The organism is Terrihabitans rhizophilus, assembly GCF_033898525.1.
Taxonomy (GTDB): Bacteria; Pseudomonadota; Alphaproteobacteria; order Rhizobiales; family Methylopilaceae; genus Flaviflagellibacter; species Flaviflagellibacter rhizophilus.
The window spans coordinates 197,927-211,181 of the sequence record NZ_JAXAFJ010000006.1 but is presented as its reverse complement, the minus strand read 5'-3'; the positions used below and the strand labels follow the sequence as shown (position 1 = coordinate 211,181).

Here is a 13,255-nt window from a genome sequence, read left to right as displayed (position 1 = left end):
CGAGAGGCGGCGCGGCCTCGCTGCGGCGCTGCGGGGGCTGCGCGGCGGGCCGTGACCCACCGCCCTTGCCGCCTTCCATATCCTTCAGGCGAAAATCCACATCGCCCATCTGCTTCTGCATCTCGGTCTGCATCTGCCGAACCTGGAACTGCAGTTCCTCGTTGCGGCCGGTCAGCTGCCGCACCTGCTCTTCCAGCCGGTTCAGGCGCAGCGCCATTTCGGCCGGGCTCTGCGCATGGGCGAGCGGCGCCAGCGGCAGCGTCATGAAGAAAACGGCGGCACCGGCGAGGAGTCGGGTCTTGGCGTGGTTCATCTGCGGGGTTTCCGTTGATGCTGGACAGCTCAGCTATGTGCGGATCGGGGCCGGATTGCGGCGCGGCGCCACAAGCCTCATCGCACAAAAGAAAGCCCGGCCGCCAGAGGCAGGCCGGGCTCTCCCGATAACTTGATTCGGCTGGCGATCAGCTGCCGGCGCCGCCCAGCACCGTGACGGCGCGGCGGTTCTGCGACCAGCAGGAGATGTCGTCGCAGACAGCCACCGGGCGCTCCTTGCCGTAGGAGATCGTGCGGATGCGCGAAGCCGGAACGCCGCGCGAGGCCAGGTAATCGCGGGTGTTCTGGGCGCGGCGTGCGCCGAGCGCCAGGTTGTACTCGCGCGTGCCGCGTTCGTCGGCATGGCCTTCGACCGTGATCTGGTAACGCGGATACTTGCTGAGCCACGTGGCCTGCTTGTCCAGCGTGGCCTGCGCGGTCGAGGTCAGGTCCGTCGAATCGCTCTCGAAGAAGACGCGATCGCCGACATTGACCACGAAGTCGCCGGGGCTGCCGGGCGGTCCGCCATTGCGGCCATATCCCGCGCCGCCTGCACCGGCGCCGGCGAGATCCTGATTGGTTTTGGATGCGCACGCCGATGCCAGCAGCGCCATGGACAGCACGGCGGCGATCGAGACGGCGCGGTGAGCACCCTGCATTCGCAACATGGAAGAAAACTCCTCGCGTCCTTGTTCGGACATGCCCTTTTCTACACGCGGTTTGGTTAAGCGAAGGTTCCGTTAAGCGATTTTCTTCAAATCGGATCAACGTTACCCGCCGAACACACCGCGTGATGCGTGCAGAGGTGGTTGGGGCTCAATCATGGCCGCAACGCGGCGCCCCACCCTCTCAGCCCGCGATCCCGCCGAGGCGTGGTGCAACGGACACACCGGACGGTTCGGGCACGCGCCCGAGAAACGCCGCCAGCGCCCGCCACGGCTCGATCGTCCAGTGACCGGAGGCGAGCCCCGATGTCGAGGGCAGGATGAACACGGCGCTCGAACCGATACATGCAGGCTGGAGTCCGGCCTTCGCCGCCTTGCCCATCACCCGCCGTCCGGCGTTCAGGCTGTCGAACGCCACCGCGCGCGGAGCGTAGTGCTCGATCTTCGCGATGACGCCGGCCACGTCGTAGTCGCCGTGCGCAAGATCGCGGTCGAGCCCGCTGCGCGTCTTCACGAGATCGGTCAGTCCGATTCCGAAACGCGGCAGAAGATGGTCCTCATCCGGACGCATCAGGCGCGGCGTCAGGCCGACCTCGTGCAGCGTCCGCCAGAAGCGGTTGCCGGGATTGGCGTAATAGTGCCCGCGCGCAGCAGAAACCGGGCCCGGCGCCGTGCCGCACAGCACGAGGTCGAGACCCGGTTCCAGAAAATCCTTGAGGATCATCAGTGCAGGGAGGGTGACCAGGCCGGGTCGGACGCGTAGGCCGGGGTCTTCACCGCCTGCTCGTTGTAGCCGGTGATGTCGACCGAGAAGAGCTTGGGTCCGCCGCCCTGGTCACGGAAGAACATCAGGACGCGTCCATTGGGCGCCCAGGTCGGTCCTTCATTGTGATAGCCCGAGGTCAGGATGCGCTCTCCCTGCCCGTCCGGACGCATGACGCCGATGGAGAACTTGCCGCCACCCTGCTTGGTGAAGGCGATGAGGTCGCCGCGCGGAGACCAGACCGGCGTGGAATAGCTGCCTTCGCCGAAGGAGATGCGCTGCGCACCGCCGCCGCCTGCGCTCATCACATAAAGCTGCGGCTTGCCGCCACGGTCGCTCTCGAACACGATCTGGCTGCCGTCCGGCGAAAAGCTGGGCGAGGTGTCGATGGCCGAGCCCTCCGTCAGGCGGGTCGTCTGCTTGCTGCGCAGGTCCATCACGAACAGATTGGCGTTACCCTCGGCCTGGAGGCTCAGGGCCACACGCTGGCCGTCGGGCGAGAAGCGGGGCGCGAAGGTCATGCCGGGGAAGTTGCCGACGAGCTCGCGCTGTCCGTTCTCGAGGTTCAGCAGGTAGACGCGCGGATTGCCGCCCGCGAACGACATATAGGTGATCTGCTGCGAGCTCGGGCTGAAGCGGGGCGTCAGCACCAGGTCGTCGCCTCGTGAGAGCTGGCGCACATTGGCGCCGTCCTGGTCCATGATGGCCAGCCGCTTCACGCGCTTGTCCTTCGGCCCGCTCTCCTCAACGAAGACGATGCGGGTGTCGAAATAGCCTTTCTCGCCCGTCAGCCGCTCATAGATGGTGTCGGAGATGATGTGCGCGATGCGGCGCCAGTTCTGCGGCGTTGTCGTGTACTGCTGGCCGAGCATCTGGCTGCCGCCGAACACGTCCCAAAGGCGGAACTCTGCCTTCAACTGGCCACCGGGCTGCGGGGTCACGCGGCCCGTCACCAGCGCCTGCGCGTTCACGATGCGCCAGTCGCCGAAACGCGGCGGCTGGTCGATATTGGTGATGCGCTCGATGAACGCTGCGCGGTCGATGGGCGCGAACAGGCCCGAGCGCTTGAGGTCGGCCTCCACCACGCCGGAGATGTTCCGGGCCATCTCGTCGCTCGCTCCGCCGCTCGCGAAATCGGTGATCGCGATCGGCATGGGCTGCACGACGCCCTGAGTGAGTTCCACGCGAAGCTGTGCAAGCGCGGGCGTGCCCGCAAGCGACAGAGCTAGGACGCCTGCACAGGCAGCCACGATGCGGTTCAAGGCGGTTCGGAGTTTTGGCATGCTTTGACCTAAGAGATTTGAAGCGGGTGCTGGGTCAGCCGCCCATCATCTGAAGCGGGTCGAAATTGATCTCGGTCGTCTTCCAGCTGTCGTACATCTCCGGCGGCAGCTGGAGCGGCGAGCAGCGGCGCACGGCACGGGTGGCCGCGTCAGCCGCTGCCTGGAAGGCAGGATTGCGGCTGCTGTTCGTGACGATCGGCCCACCCGAGATCGAGCCGTCACGATTGAGATCGAACTGCACGACGACGGCCAGATCGGTTGCCCCGGTGGCGCCGATCGGCGGCGACCAGCAATTCATCACCTGATCGCGGATCATACCGGCCAGACGCGTCATTTCGGAGACGGAAAGCTGCTGCGCCGTTCCGCGCGCGATTCCGGCCGTGGTGTCCTGCGCCAGTTCCGGCGCGGCCTGCGCCACGCGGCCGGGGTCGCGCTTGTCGGCCAGCGCCGCGATCTTGGTGGGGTCGAATTTCGGGCGCGGCTTTTCGTCCGGCGTCTTGGCGGCCGTCTTCTTGGGCTCGGGCTTCTTCTCGACTTCCTTCTTGATGAGGTCGTCGAGGCTTGCCTGGCTCTTGGCGTCCACCTTCTTCTCGGGCGGCTTCGGGGTCTCGGCCTTCTTCGGCTCGGGCTTGGGTTCCGGCTTCGGCTCGGGCTTCGGCGCTTCAGCCTTCTTGGGCTCGGGCTTTGGCGGCTCGGGCTTCGGCTGAGGCGGCGCTTCCGCCTGCTTCGGCGGCTCCGGCTTCGGCTCAGGTACGGGCGGCGGCGGTGGAGGCGCGGCGGCTTCCGGCTTCGGCGGCTCGGGCGGCGCCTCCTGCGGCGGAGGCGGCGGGGCTTCCACGTCCTGCTTGGCCTCGGGCGCGGGAGGCTTGGGGTCCGGCGTCACGGCCGCGACCTTCTTGGCCTCCACCTTTGGCTTGTCGATCTTCTTCGACGTCTTCTCGCCCTTGGTCAGCTGGTCGTATTCGGATGGAGAGATCAGTTCGATGGGCAGCGCCGGCGTGGGCTGCGGGTCGAAAGGCTTGGCGCTGGAAAAGCCCACCAGCACATAGCCGAGCACCGCCGCGTGAGCGACGGTGGACACGACCATTCCGGTGTTCGGCGTCTTCACGCGTCAGCCCCCCTGCTCGACTTCGGTCACGAGCGCGACACGGCGGAAACCGGCGGCGGAGAGCGTCCCCATCACCTGCATCACCTGTCCGTAATTCACGGCTTTGTCGCCCCGCACATAAATGCGTTCCTCATAGCCCTGCTTCGTGATGGCATTGAGGCGCGGGACGATCTCGTTCACCTGAACGGGCGTCTCCTGAAGGAAAATCTCGCCCTTCGTGTTCACAGAGATGGTCAGCGGCTCCTTCTCGTCGTTCAGCGCGCCGGCCTGGCTTTGCGGCAGGTCGATCGGCACGCCAACGGTCAGCATGGGCGCGGCGACCATGAAGATGATGAGCAGCACCAGCATCACGTCCACCATGGGCGTGATGTTGATTTCGCTGATCACGCCGCCGCCGCGGCCGCCACGGCGTCCCCGCCTGCGTCCGCCGCTTCCGCCGGCCTTCGGTCCCGCGGCGCCCATCAGCTGGCCCGCTCGTCGATCTGGCGCGACAGGATGGCCGAGAACTCGTCGGCGAAGCCTTCGAGGCGGCTGGTGTGGCGAGACACCTGCGCGGAGAACTTGTTGTAGAAGATCGTGGCCGGGATCGCGGCAACCAGGCCGAGCGCGGTGGCGAGCAGCGCTTCCGCGATGCCGGGTGCCACGACGGCAAGCGAGGTGTTCTTCGAGGCCGCAATGGACTGGAAGCTGGTCATGATGCCCCACACCGTGCCGAACAGGCCAACGAAGGGGCCGGCCGAGCCGATGGTGGCAAGGATCAGCAGCTTGCTCTCCAGCCTCTCGACCTCGCGCTGGATGGAGACATCCATCACCTTGTCGATGCGCATCTGCAGGCTGGCGACGGCCTTGCTGCCGCCCTCGAAGCTGCGCTTCCACTCACGCATCGCGGCCACGAACAGCGACGGCATGGAGTTGACGGGGCGCGGCGCGAGGTTGCGGTACAGCTCCTCGAGGCTCTGGCCGGACCAGAACACCTTCTCGAAGCGGTCCATCTGGCGCTTGTTGCGGGTGAACAGAACGGTCTTGTCGACGACGATGGCCCAGGTCCACACGGAGGCGAAGATCAGGCCCAGCATGATGAGCTTGACCACCAGGCCAGCCTGCATGAACAGGCCCCACATGGACATGTTATGCGCGGCCGCGATGCCCTCTTGGGCGATGGCAGGATCCATTCGGGACACACCTTCTGGGCAGGGGTTCCCGGCGGGCCGGGCCCCAATCTCAACATCTGCGAAAGAGCGCTGTGCGCTTGGCAGGCCGCAGAAAGGGCGCCCTTTAGCGGCCGGGGCTGAACACCCCGTGGCCTGATGACGCTTCAATACGGCTGAACTGCGGCGCGCGCAGTCACCCCTTCGCACCCTTCATGGCCTGTTAAGCTTAAGGGCCGGTTAAGACGCCGGGTGCCTGCGGGACCGGCCGACGAAAAAAGCCGCCCCGGAAGGGCGGCTTCTCTTCATTCGTTCGCAATAACGCGAAGGCGTCAGGCCTGGTCGTGCACCACTTCGGTCGACGGCGCGGAACGCCCGCGACGGTCGGACATGAACTGGTCGAATTCGGCCTTGTCCTTGGCGGCGCGCAGCTTGGCCAGGAAGTCGCGGAACTCGGCCTCTTCTTCCTCGAGGCGCTTCAGAGCTTCATTGCGGTATTCGTCGAACGCGGTGTTGCCGCTCGGGCGGAAATACGCGTTGCGCTTGAAGGAGCCGCAGAAGCCCTTGAGACCGGCCATGCGGTCAGCGCCGCCGAAGCCGTTGCGCGGGGAACAGGTCATGCGTCCACTCCAGTACAGATAAGCCAGGGTTGCCAGCCCGACGGGCCAGAAGACGACGAAGCCGAGCACGACCGCCGCAATCCAGGCGGGCCTGCCCCATTCGTCCAGTTTCGCAGTGATTGCCATCTCAGCTCCACGTGTGAATGTTAAACACATTTACATTAGTGGGGATGCCGGTTTCGGGGTTCAAGAATTGCGTCAGACTTTTTTGATGCCCAGCCCCTGCAGGTAGACCAGCATGCCGGCCTCCAGCAGGTCCTCCGGGCTCATCGGCAGTGAGCGCCGTCCCGGATCGGCACGGGAGAACAGCGAGGCGATGCCGTGCGCCAGCGACCACATATGCAGCGCCACCATCAGCGCAGGAGGCCTCTGCGCCGGAGCCACGGTCTCCACCAGCCGCTCCGCCGCCAGCCTCAGCACGGCGAACGCCTTGTCCCCTGCCTGCCTCAGTTCCGGGGTGCTGTCGGCCGGAAGCGCCGCCTCGAACATCGCGGAATAAAAGGCCGGCTCGGTGCGGGCGAACGCCAGATAGGCGTGGCCCACCCGTTCCATGGCGTCGAACGGATTGGGACGCCCCTCGTCCCAGGCCTTCGTCAGCGCAGCCTCGAACGCCTCGAAGCCACGCGCCGCCACGTCGGAAAGCAGCGCGTCGCGGTCGCGGTAGTGCCGGTACGGTGCCGCCGGGCTGACGCCGGCCGCGCGAGCGGCCTCCACGAAGGTGAAGCCGGCCGGGCCTTTCTGCGCAATCAGGTCCAGCGCCGCCTTCAGCAGCGCCTCCTTCAGATTGCCGTGATGATAACCGCGCCCGCCCATCCGCCTCGCACCATGTGAATGCCTGTTACATCGAAACCGTTGGCATGTCTTGCAACACGGCACTTGCGCGCGGCATCGGTCAACGGAATAGACAGGCGATGCGCACCCCCCTCCTCGCCGCCCTCATCCTCCTCGCCACCGCACCCGCTCAGGCCATGGACGGCGGCACCCCAGCATCCACAAGCGATGCCGCCGCCTCGTCCACTGTCGCCATCCAGGCGGTGCGGCCCATGCCGGACGGCAAGGCGCAGGTGTCGGAATGCACCGGCGCGCTCATCGCCCCGGACCTCGTCCTCACCGCCGCCCATTGCCTCGACGCGGCGGACAGCCCCGAGCATGTGGCGGCGTTCTTCTTCAACGGCTCGAAGGCCGTTCCGGAGATCGTGCGCGTGGCCGCCATCGCCCGTCACCCTGCGCACCGGCGCGGCTGGGCCGAGAAGGCCGGCGACATCGAGACCCGGCAGGCGGAAATATCGGCCGATCTCGCGGTGCTCCGGCTCGCGGTCCCCTCCGGACGGCGGCCCATCGCGTCCGACACCTCGGCCCTGCCCGCCGCCATGCTAGGCGCGGGCATAGCTGGCCCGGGCGGACGCTCGGGCACGCTGAAGCGCGCGGCCATCGAGAACGTGCGCCCCACCACCAGCGGCCCGCGTCTGGCTTTCGCCACGCCGGTGAAGGCCCGCGTCTGCCGGGGCGATTCCGGGGGCCCTCTTCTCACCGCGTCCGGCGGATTGTGGGGCGTGTCCGGCGCAGCCCTGCGCGGCAAGGACGGCTGCGCGGCGCGTCTCGTGGCCGTGCCGTTCGATCCCGCCTCCCCGCCGGTTGCGGCCATGATGCAGATGGCGCGCCGGCCCTAGATGCGGCATAGGTCGGAAAAAACACCGGAGGAAACAACACGATGCCGACAGATCTGCCGGAACCGAACCACGCCCCCGCCACGCCGGACCAGGCGATAAGCGATCCCGACACCCTCTACTTGGCGCCATCCAAGCTGCGCTGGATCAGCACCCTCGTGGTCAGCACAGGCATCCTCGCTCTCGACGTGTCCCTGCTCGCGCAGGGCGGATCGCCCGGCATCTGGATGCTGCTGATCCTCTTCGGCCTCATGGCCGGCATCGCCATCACCCAGTTGATCCCCGGCTTGGGCGGGCTGTGGCTGGACCGCGAGGGCTTCCACTTTCGCGTGGCCGTCTACACGCGCCGCCGCCAGTGGTCCGAGATCACGGAGATCGCCTCCAGCTCGGCCGGCCTGTTCCACATCGTCGGCTATCACCTCGTGAAGGATGATCCCTCGAAGCCGCGCGAAGTGCTGCCGGAGACCTATGGCGTCGGCGCGCATGAACTCGGCCGCGTCATGAACTGGTGGCGCAACCGCGCTCTTGGCATCCAGCCCTCGGCACCCGTGCCCGTCGGGCTCGAAACGGCCGTCCCGCAGGACGGCAACGCCTAGGGCGCCAGCCGGGCTCGCACCTCGGGCGGCACCCTCACGGGCCGCCCGCCACGGCCCAGTACGGCGCAGGACACCTCCGCTTCCACCAGCACGGCACCGGCACGCGTCACCGCCTGCATCAGGGTCAGCGACGCGCCGCCCACAGCGGAAACGCGCGTCTCCACCACCACCTCGTCGTCGAGCCGCGCCGGCATACGGAAGTCGATCGCCATGCGCCTCACCACGAAGGTCACGCCGCTCTCGGCCATCAGCGTGCCCTGGTCGACGCCGGCGACGCGCAGCAGTTCGGTGCGGCCGCGCTCCATGAAGCGCAGATAGCTGGCATGGTAGACGATGCCGCCGGCATCGGTGTCTTCCCAGTAGATGCGGATGGGCAGGAGATGCGGGTCAGAGCTCAAGACAGGCCTCCGAGGCTCCCTCTCCCCGCCGGGGAGAAGTGAAGATCACTCATCTTCGTCGAACAGGGGCAGCGGCGTCGCCGGGGCGTTCGGCATGGCCAGCCCGAGATGGCGGAACGCGTTCGCCGTGAGCACGCGGCCGCGCGGCGTGCGCGCCACGAAGCCCTGCTGGATCAGATAGGGCTCGATGATCTCCTCGATCGCGTCGCGCGGCTCGCTCAGCGCCGCTGCCACCGTCTCGACCCCCACAGGCCCGCCGCCATAGTTCATGGCGATGGTGGAGAGGTAGCGCCGGTCCATCGCGTCGAGCCCCGCGTCGTCCACCTCAAGCTGCAACAAAGCATGGTCGGCCACCGCCCGCGTCACGCTTTCGGCACCGGCCACATAGGCGAAGTCCCGCACCCGCCGCAGCAGCCTTCCCGCAATGCGCGGCGTGCCGCGCGCCCGCCGGGCGATCTCGCGCGCGCCGTCAGGCGTCATGGCGATGCCCAGCACCCGCGCGCCGCGCGTCACGATTAGGTCGAGTTCCTCCACCGTGTAGAAGTTCAGCCGCACCGGAATGCCGAAGCGGTCGCGCAAGGGCGTCGTCAGCAGTCCCGCGCGGGTCGTAGCCCCCACCAGCGTGAACTTGGCAAGGTCGATGCGCACCGAGCGCGCCGCCGGCCCCTCGCCGATGATCAGGTCGAGCTGGAAATCCTCCATCGCCGGATACAAGATTTCCTCCACCGCCGGGTTGAGCCGGTGGATTTCGTCGATGAAGAGCACGTCGCGCTCTTCGAGATTGGTCAGCAGCGCCGCGAGATCGCCGGCCTTCGCGATCACCGGCCCGGACGTAGCCCGAAAGCCGACGCCGAGCTCCCGCGACATGATCTGCGCCAATGTCGTCTTGCCGAGCCCCGGCGGTCCCGCAAACAGCACATGATCAAGCGCCTCGCCGCGCGACTTCGCAGCCTCGATGAAGATGGAGAGGTTCGCCCGCGCCTGCTTCTGGCCGATGAATTCGGACAGCCGCTGCGGCCGCAGCGAAGCATCGGCCTCATCCTCGGGCGTACGTTCGGGTGTGACGAGGGATCTACTCACGACCCATCCTTCCCACCGCCCTCATGCTGAGCAGGCTCGCACCGCGAGCCATGTCGAAGCATGCTCGCGAGCACTGAACCCGGAGCCATCCTTCGACACGGATGCCGGTGGCATCCTGCTCAGGATGAGGCAGTAGACCGATCACTTCGCCAATTCCTTCAGTCCAAGACGGATCAGCACAGCCGTCTCCGCGCCCTCGCCCGCCGTCCGAAGCGCCGCAGCCACCGCGCCGCTCGCCTGCAATTGCGCATAGCCCAGGTTCACCAAGGCCGACACAGCGTCGGCAACCGGCCCCGGTGCCCGCTTCTCGCTGAGGTCGTCCTGCATCTGGATCAGGCCGATATCGGCGGTCGAATAGGCCGGAGCCTTGTCCTTCAGCTCGGCGACGATGCGCGCCGCCACCTTGGGGCCGACTCCCGGTGCCCGCGACACCGCCGCGCGGTCCTGCAAGGCAATGGCATTGGCGAGGTCCGGCGCCTTCAGCACGCCGAGGATCGCCAGCGCCACCTTGGCGCCCACGCCCTGCACCGTCTGCAACAGGCGGAACCAGTCGCGCTCCAGCTCGCTCATGAAGCCGAACAGCCGGATCTGGTCTTCCCGCACATAGGTCTCGATGTGGAGGCTGGCCGCCTCGCCTCGCCCCGGCAGCGCACCCAGGGTGCGGCTGGAGCAATGCACGAGATAGCCGACCCCGCCGACATCGAGGATCACCCAGTCCTCACCGCTGGAATCGACAGTGCCGCGCAGCTTCCCGATCATCGCGCACCAAGGGCGGCGACACGGGCCGCGTGCACGCGGTGGTGCGCATGCGTGATGGCGACGGCCAACGCGTCGGCGGCGTCGGGTGCTAGCGGCCCGGCCTTCGGCAGCAGCACGGCGATCATGGCCGCTATCTGCCCTTTGTCGGCGTGCCCGGCTCCCACCACGCTCTTCTTGATCAGGTTCGGAGCATATTCCGCGACCGGCAGGCCGGCCTGCGCCGGCGCCAGCATCGCCACGCCGCGCGCCTGCCCCAGCTTCAGCGTGGACATAGGATTGCTGTTGACGAAGGTTTCCTCGACAGCCGCCTCATCCGGGTCATGCGCGAGGATCAGCGCCGCAAGGCCGGCATGCAGGCCTGCCAGCCGACCCGCGAGGGGAAGCTTCTCGTCCGGCACCACCGTGCCGCTCGCCACATAGCTCACGCGGTTGCCGGTGCAGTCGATGACGCCCCAGCCGGTGCGCCTGAGCCCGGGATCAATGCCGAAGATGCGAATCGTATGTGGGACCATAACGTGAACTAATCCCGCATCAGGGGTTCACGTCCAGTTATCATCCCCAGACCCGCACCGCCCCGGATCCGCGCTCAGGCGGCGGTCAGCTTCGCCATCACCTCGTCGGACACTTCGAAGTTCGAATAGACGTTCTGCACGTCGTCGTCGTCTTCCAGCGCATCCACCAGCTTCAGCATGCTTTGCGCCTTCTCCTCGTCCAGCGAGGAGGTGATGTTCGGCCGCCAAACGGACTTCACGCTGCTGGCCTCGCCAAGAGCCGCCTCGAGCGCCTTGGAGACTTCGCCGAGATCCTCGAACCCGCAGGTCACGACATGGCTTTCCGCATCGGACTGCACATCGTCGGCACCGGCTTCTATGGCGGCCTCAAGCACCGCGTCCGGCGTGCCCGCCTTGGCGGGATAGATGATTTCGCCCACCCGGTTGAACATGAAGCCCACCGAGCCGGTCTCGCCCAGCGCACCGCCGGCCTTGGTGAAGTAGGAGCGCACCGCCGACGCCGTGCGGTTGCGGTTGTCGGTCAGCGCCTCGACAACAACGGCAACGCCGCCGGGGCCGTAGCCTTCGTAGCGCACCTCTTCATAGTTCTCGCCTTCGCTGCCCGAGGCCTTCTTGATGGCGCGGTCGATATTGTCCTTGGGCATGGACTGCGCCTTGGCCGCCTGCACCGCCAGCCGCAGCCGGGCGTTCATCGAGACGTCGGGAAGGCCCATCTTGGCCGCCACCGTGATCTCGCGCCCCAGCTTGGAGAACAGCTTGGCGCGCTGCGCGTCCTGCCGCCCCTTGCGGTGCATGATGTTCTTGAATTGCGAATGGCCGGCCATGGCGGACGCTCCCTGAAGCGGATTTTTGCGGGTTTATAGAATAGCGCCCGAGCGCACGCCAAGCCCCGCGAGGCCGCGCCTCAGCTTGCGAGGCCGAACGCCGCCCAAATGGCGCCGGCCAGCGCGGCCAGCACGCTCGCGGTGATGGCAATCCCGCCCAGTCCGATGGCGACGCCGAGCCCCAGCACCACCGAATCCTTCTCGATCAGTGCGACGGAGATGACCACCGTCGCCATCGCCGGAACCATATTGGTGAGCGGGAACGGCAGCAGCACGCACAGAGACAGCAGCATGATGAACAGGCCGATCAACCTCTCGGCGGTCGTGCTGGAGACGAGATTTCCGCGCGGCCGGCACAGTCGCTCCACCCGGCGCAGCTTCGGCTCTGCCATGCTCAGCACTTTCTGCAAGGTCTCGCGGCGCATCTTCTTGTCCAGCACCCGACGCGGAAGCCAGGGCGTCGGCCAGCCCAGCACCATCTGCGCGGCGATCATCAGCACCGGGAGGCCGAGGATCGAGCCAAGGCCGGGCGGCGCCGGCACGCAGTTCGGCAGGCTGAAGATCAGCAGCAGAAATCCGAAGCTCCGCTCCCCGAATGCCTCGAAAAGCGAGCGCACGGTGACGAGATCGTCGGGATCGCCGGCGGCAACGCGGCGCAGGACGTCGGTCACCCTCTCCTCGTCGTGGTGGACGGCGGCGTTCACCAGAAACGCGGCTCCACCGGCTCCAGCCGTGGCCCGATCCGCACGGGCGACACCTTCACGGCCAATCCCGTCTTGTCGTCCGTCTCCACCGCCAGCCCGCACACGGTGGCCTCGCCCATGGCGGCTTCGAAGCGCTGCGTCGAGATCTTGCGCAGGAAGCGCCGCACCGGCTCCTCCTTGTCCATGCCCAGCACCGAATCATAGTCGCCGCACATGCCGGCGTCGGACATATAGGCCGTGCCGCCGGGCAGGATCTGGTGGTCGGCGGTCGGCACATGGGTGTGCGTGCCCACAACGACGCTGGCGCGGCCGTCCACGAAGTGCCCGAAGGCCTGCTTCTCGCTGGTGGCCTCGGCGTGGAAATCGATCAGCACCGCGTCGCAGACCTGACCCAACGGAGCGGCGGACAGCTCCGCCTCGGCGCGGGCGAAGGGATCGTCCAGCGCATCCATGTAGATGCGGCCCATCAGGTTCATCACCAGGACCCGGCGCCCGTCATGGGTGTCGATCAGCGCCGAGCCGCGTCCGGGCGTGCCGGGCGGAAAGTTGGCGGGCCGGATCAGCCGGTCGGCGCGCTCGATGAACACAAGCGTCTCGCGCTGGTCGAAGGCATGGTTGCCGAGCGTGACGGCGTCCGCCCCGGCTCCCACCAGCTCCTCGTAGATCGCCTCGTTAATGCCGAAGCCGCCGGCCGCGTTCTCGCCATTGACCACGACGAGGTCGAGGTTCCAGCGCCTCCGCATACCGGGGATCGCGTCGATGGCCGCCTGACGGCCGGAGCGCCCGACAAGATCGCCCAGGAACAGGATGCGCATC

At 67.3% G+C, this 13,255-nt stretch carries 18 protein-coding genes; 2 read left to right on the top strand and 16 right to left on the bottom strand.

Annotated elements, in window-relative coordinates; translation table 11 throughout:
- The 9 genes from SCD90_RS11695 to SCD90_RS11655 all read right to left on the bottom strand — a co-directional run.
- On the bottom strand, nt 1–313 hold a 313-nt coding region (locus SCD90_RS11695; RefSeq protein ID WP_319844857.1), incomplete at its 3' end, for a YbgF trimerization domain-containing protein.
- A 148-nt stretch (nt 314–461) separates the two neighbouring features.
- Entirely contained in the window at nt 462–980 is a 519-nt protein-coding gene (gene pal / locus SCD90_RS11690; protein WP_319844856.1) for a peptidoglycan-associated lipoprotein Pal, read from the bottom strand.
- A gap of 181 nt (nt 981–1,161) precedes the next feature.
- Nucleotides 1,162–1,701 (bottom strand): mismatch-specific DNA-glycosylase, encoded by a 540-nt coding sequence (locus SCD90_RS11685; RefSeq protein ID WP_319844855.1) that lies wholly within the window; start codon nt 1,699–1,701, stop codon nt 1,162–1,164.
- Nucleotides 1,701–3,023 (bottom strand): Tol-Pal system beta propeller repeat protein TolB, encoded by a 1,323-nt coding sequence (tolB, locus tag SCD90_RS11680; RefSeq protein ID WP_319844854.1) that lies wholly within the window; start codon nt 3,021–3,023, stop codon nt 1,701–1,703. The genes SCD90_RS11685 and tolB overlap by 1 nt, the downstream gene beginning before the upstream one ends.
- 34 nt (nt 3,024–3,057) lie before the next feature.
- A complete protein-coding gene (locus SCD90_RS11675) occupies nt 3,058–4,131 on the bottom strand; it encodes a TonB C-terminal domain-containing protein (RefSeq protein ID WP_319844853.1) in 1,074 nt (357 codons plus the stop codon).
- A gap of 3 nt (nt 4,132–4,134) precedes the next feature.
- Complete coding sequence (gene tolR / locus SCD90_RS11670; protein ID WP_319844852.1) at nt 4,135–4,593, bottom strand: protein TolR; 459 nt, start codon at nt 4,591–4,593, stop codon at nt 4,135–4,137.
- The gene (tolQ, locus tag SCD90_RS11665; RefSeq protein ID WP_319844851.1) at nt 4,593–5,303 is read right to left on the bottom strand and encodes a protein TolQ; all 711 of its coding nucleotides are present in this window, start codon (nt 5,301–5,303) and stop codon (nt 4,593–4,595) included. The genes tolR and tolQ overlap by 1 nt, the downstream gene beginning before the upstream one ends.
- Nucleotides 5,304–5,611: 308 nt before the next feature.
- On the bottom strand, nt 5,612–6,025 hold the full coding sequence (locus tag SCD90_RS11660) for a DUF2852 domain-containing protein (RefSeq protein WP_319844850.1): 414 nt from the start codon (nt 6,023–6,025) through the stop codon (nt 5,612–5,614).
- A gap of 72 nt (nt 6,026–6,097) precedes the next feature.
- A complete protein-coding gene (locus tag SCD90_RS11655; protein ID WP_319844849.1) occupies nt 6,098–6,712 on the bottom strand; it encodes a TetR/AcrR family transcriptional regulator in 615 nt (204 codons plus the stop codon).
- A 98-nt stretch (nt 6,713–6,810) separates the two neighbouring features.
- Here SCD90_RS11655 and SCD90_RS11650 point away from each other — a divergent pair, with 98 nt between their 5' ends.
- Complete coding sequence (locus tag SCD90_RS11650; protein ID WP_319844848.1) at nt 6,811–7,569, top strand: S1 family peptidase; 759 nt, start codon at nt 6,811–6,813, stop codon at nt 7,567–7,569.
- A gap of 41 nt (nt 7,570–7,610) precedes the next feature.
- Nucleotides 7,611–8,162, top strand: a complete 552-nt coding sequence (locus tag SCD90_RS11645; RefSeq protein ID WP_319844847.1) for a hypothetical protein — start codon at nt 7,611–7,613, stop codon at nt 8,160–8,162.
- Here SCD90_RS11645 and ybgC read toward each other — a convergent pair.
- From ybgC to SCD90_RS11610, 7 genes are all read right to left on the bottom strand, one after another.
- The gene (ybgC, locus tag SCD90_RS11640) at nt 8,159–8,560 is read right to left on the bottom strand and encodes a tol-pal system-associated acyl-CoA thioesterase (RefSeq protein ID WP_319844846.1); all 402 of its coding nucleotides are present in this window, start codon (nt 8,558–8,560) and stop codon (nt 8,159–8,161) included. The two genes, SCD90_RS11645 and ybgC, sit on opposite strands and share 4 nt — an antisense overlap.
- Before the next feature lie 45 nt (nt 8,561–8,605).
- A complete protein-coding gene (gene ruvB / locus SCD90_RS11635; RefSeq protein WP_319844845.1) occupies nt 8,606–9,640 on the bottom strand; it encodes a Holliday junction branch migration DNA helicase RuvB in 1,035 nt (344 codons plus the stop codon).
- Nucleotides 9,641–9,781: 141 nt separating this feature from the next.
- The gene (ruvA, locus tag SCD90_RS11630) at nt 9,782–10,399 is read right to left on the bottom strand and encodes a Holliday junction branch migration protein RuvA (protein ID WP_319844844.1); all 618 of its coding nucleotides are present in this window, start codon (nt 10,397–10,399) and stop codon (nt 9,782–9,784) included.
- Nucleotides 10,396–10,911 carry a crossover junction endodeoxyribonuclease RuvC gene (ruvC, locus tag SCD90_RS11625; RefSeq protein WP_319844843.1) on the bottom strand — a complete coding sequence of 172 codons (516 nt, stop codon included), beginning with the start codon at nt 10,909–10,911 and terminating at the stop codon, nt 10,396–10,398. Before ruvC ends, ruvA begins: the two co-directional genes overlap by 4 nt.
- Before the next feature lie 74 nt (nt 10,912–10,985).
- Nucleotides 10,986–11,735, bottom strand: a complete 750-nt coding sequence (locus SCD90_RS11620; protein ID WP_319844842.1) for a YebC/PmpR family DNA-binding transcriptional regulator — start codon at nt 11,733–11,735, stop codon at nt 10,986–10,988.
- A gap of 80 nt (nt 11,736–11,815) precedes the next feature.
- Nucleotides 11,816–12,439: an exopolysaccharide biosynthesis protein gene (locus SCD90_RS11615; RefSeq protein WP_319844841.1), complete on the bottom strand. Its 624-nt coding sequence runs from the start codon at nt 12,437–12,439 to the stop codon at nt 11,816–11,818.
- A complete protein-coding gene (locus SCD90_RS11610) occupies nt 12,436–13,254 on the bottom strand; it encodes a TIGR00282 family metallophosphoesterase (RefSeq protein ID WP_319844840.1) in 819 nt (272 codons plus the stop codon). Before SCD90_RS11610 ends, SCD90_RS11615 begins: the two co-directional genes overlap by 4 nt.
- Between the last annotated feature and the right edge of the window lies 1 nt (nt 13,255).

Excerpts from the sequence above, each read along its gene's own strand:
- ruvC (WP_319844843.1), bottom strand. The coding sequence starts at position 10,911 with ATGGTCCCACATACGATTCGCATCTTCGGCATTGATCCCGGGCTCAGG.
- pal (WP_319844856.1), bottom strand. The coding sequence starts at position 980 with ATGTTGCGAATGCAGGGTGCTCACCGCGCCGTCTCGATCGCCGCCGTG.
- SCD90_RS11685 (WP_319844855.1), bottom strand. The coding sequence starts at position 1,701 with ATGATCCTCAAGGATTTTCTGGAACCGGGTCTCGACCTCGTGCTGTGC.
- SCD90_RS11655 (WP_319844849.1), bottom strand. The coding sequence starts at position 6,712 with ATGGGCGGGCGCGGTTATCATCACGGCAATCTGAAGGAGGCGCTGCTG.
- tolB (WP_319844854.1), bottom strand. The coding sequence starts at position 3,023 with ATGCCAAAACTCCGAACCGCCTTGAACCGCATCGTGGCTGCCTGTGCA.
- SCD90_RS11645 (WP_319844847.1), top strand. The coding sequence starts at position 7,611 with ATGCCGACAGATCTGCCGGAACCGAACCACGCCCCCGCCACGCCGGAC.
- tolQ (WP_319844851.1), bottom strand. The coding sequence starts at position 5,303 with ATGGATCCTGCCATCGCCCAAGAGGGCATCGCGGCCGCGCATAACATG.
- SCD90_RS11620 (WP_319844842.1), bottom strand. The coding sequence starts at position 11,735 with ATGGCCGGCCATTCGCAATTCAAGAACATCATGCACCGCAAGGGGCGG.
- SCD90_RS11660 (WP_319844850.1), bottom strand. The coding sequence starts at position 6,025 with ATGGCAATCACTGCGAAACTGGACGAATGGGGCAGGCCCGCCTGGATT.
- ruvA (WP_319844844.1), bottom strand. The coding sequence starts at position 10,399 with ATGATCGGGAAGCTGCGCGGCACTGTCGATTCCAGCGGTGAGGACTGG.
- SCD90_RS11610 (WP_319844840.1), bottom strand. The coding sequence starts at position 13,254 with ATGCGCATCCTGTTCCTGGGCGATCTTGTCGGGCGCTCCGGCCGTCAG.
- tolR (WP_319844852.1), bottom strand. The coding sequence starts at position 4,593 with ATGGGCGCCGCGGGACCGAAGGCCGGCGGAAGCGGCGGACGCAGGCGG.
- SCD90_RS11650 (WP_319844848.1), top strand. The coding sequence starts at position 6,811 with ATGCGCACCCCCCTCCTCGCCGCCCTCATCCTCCTCGCCACCGCACCC.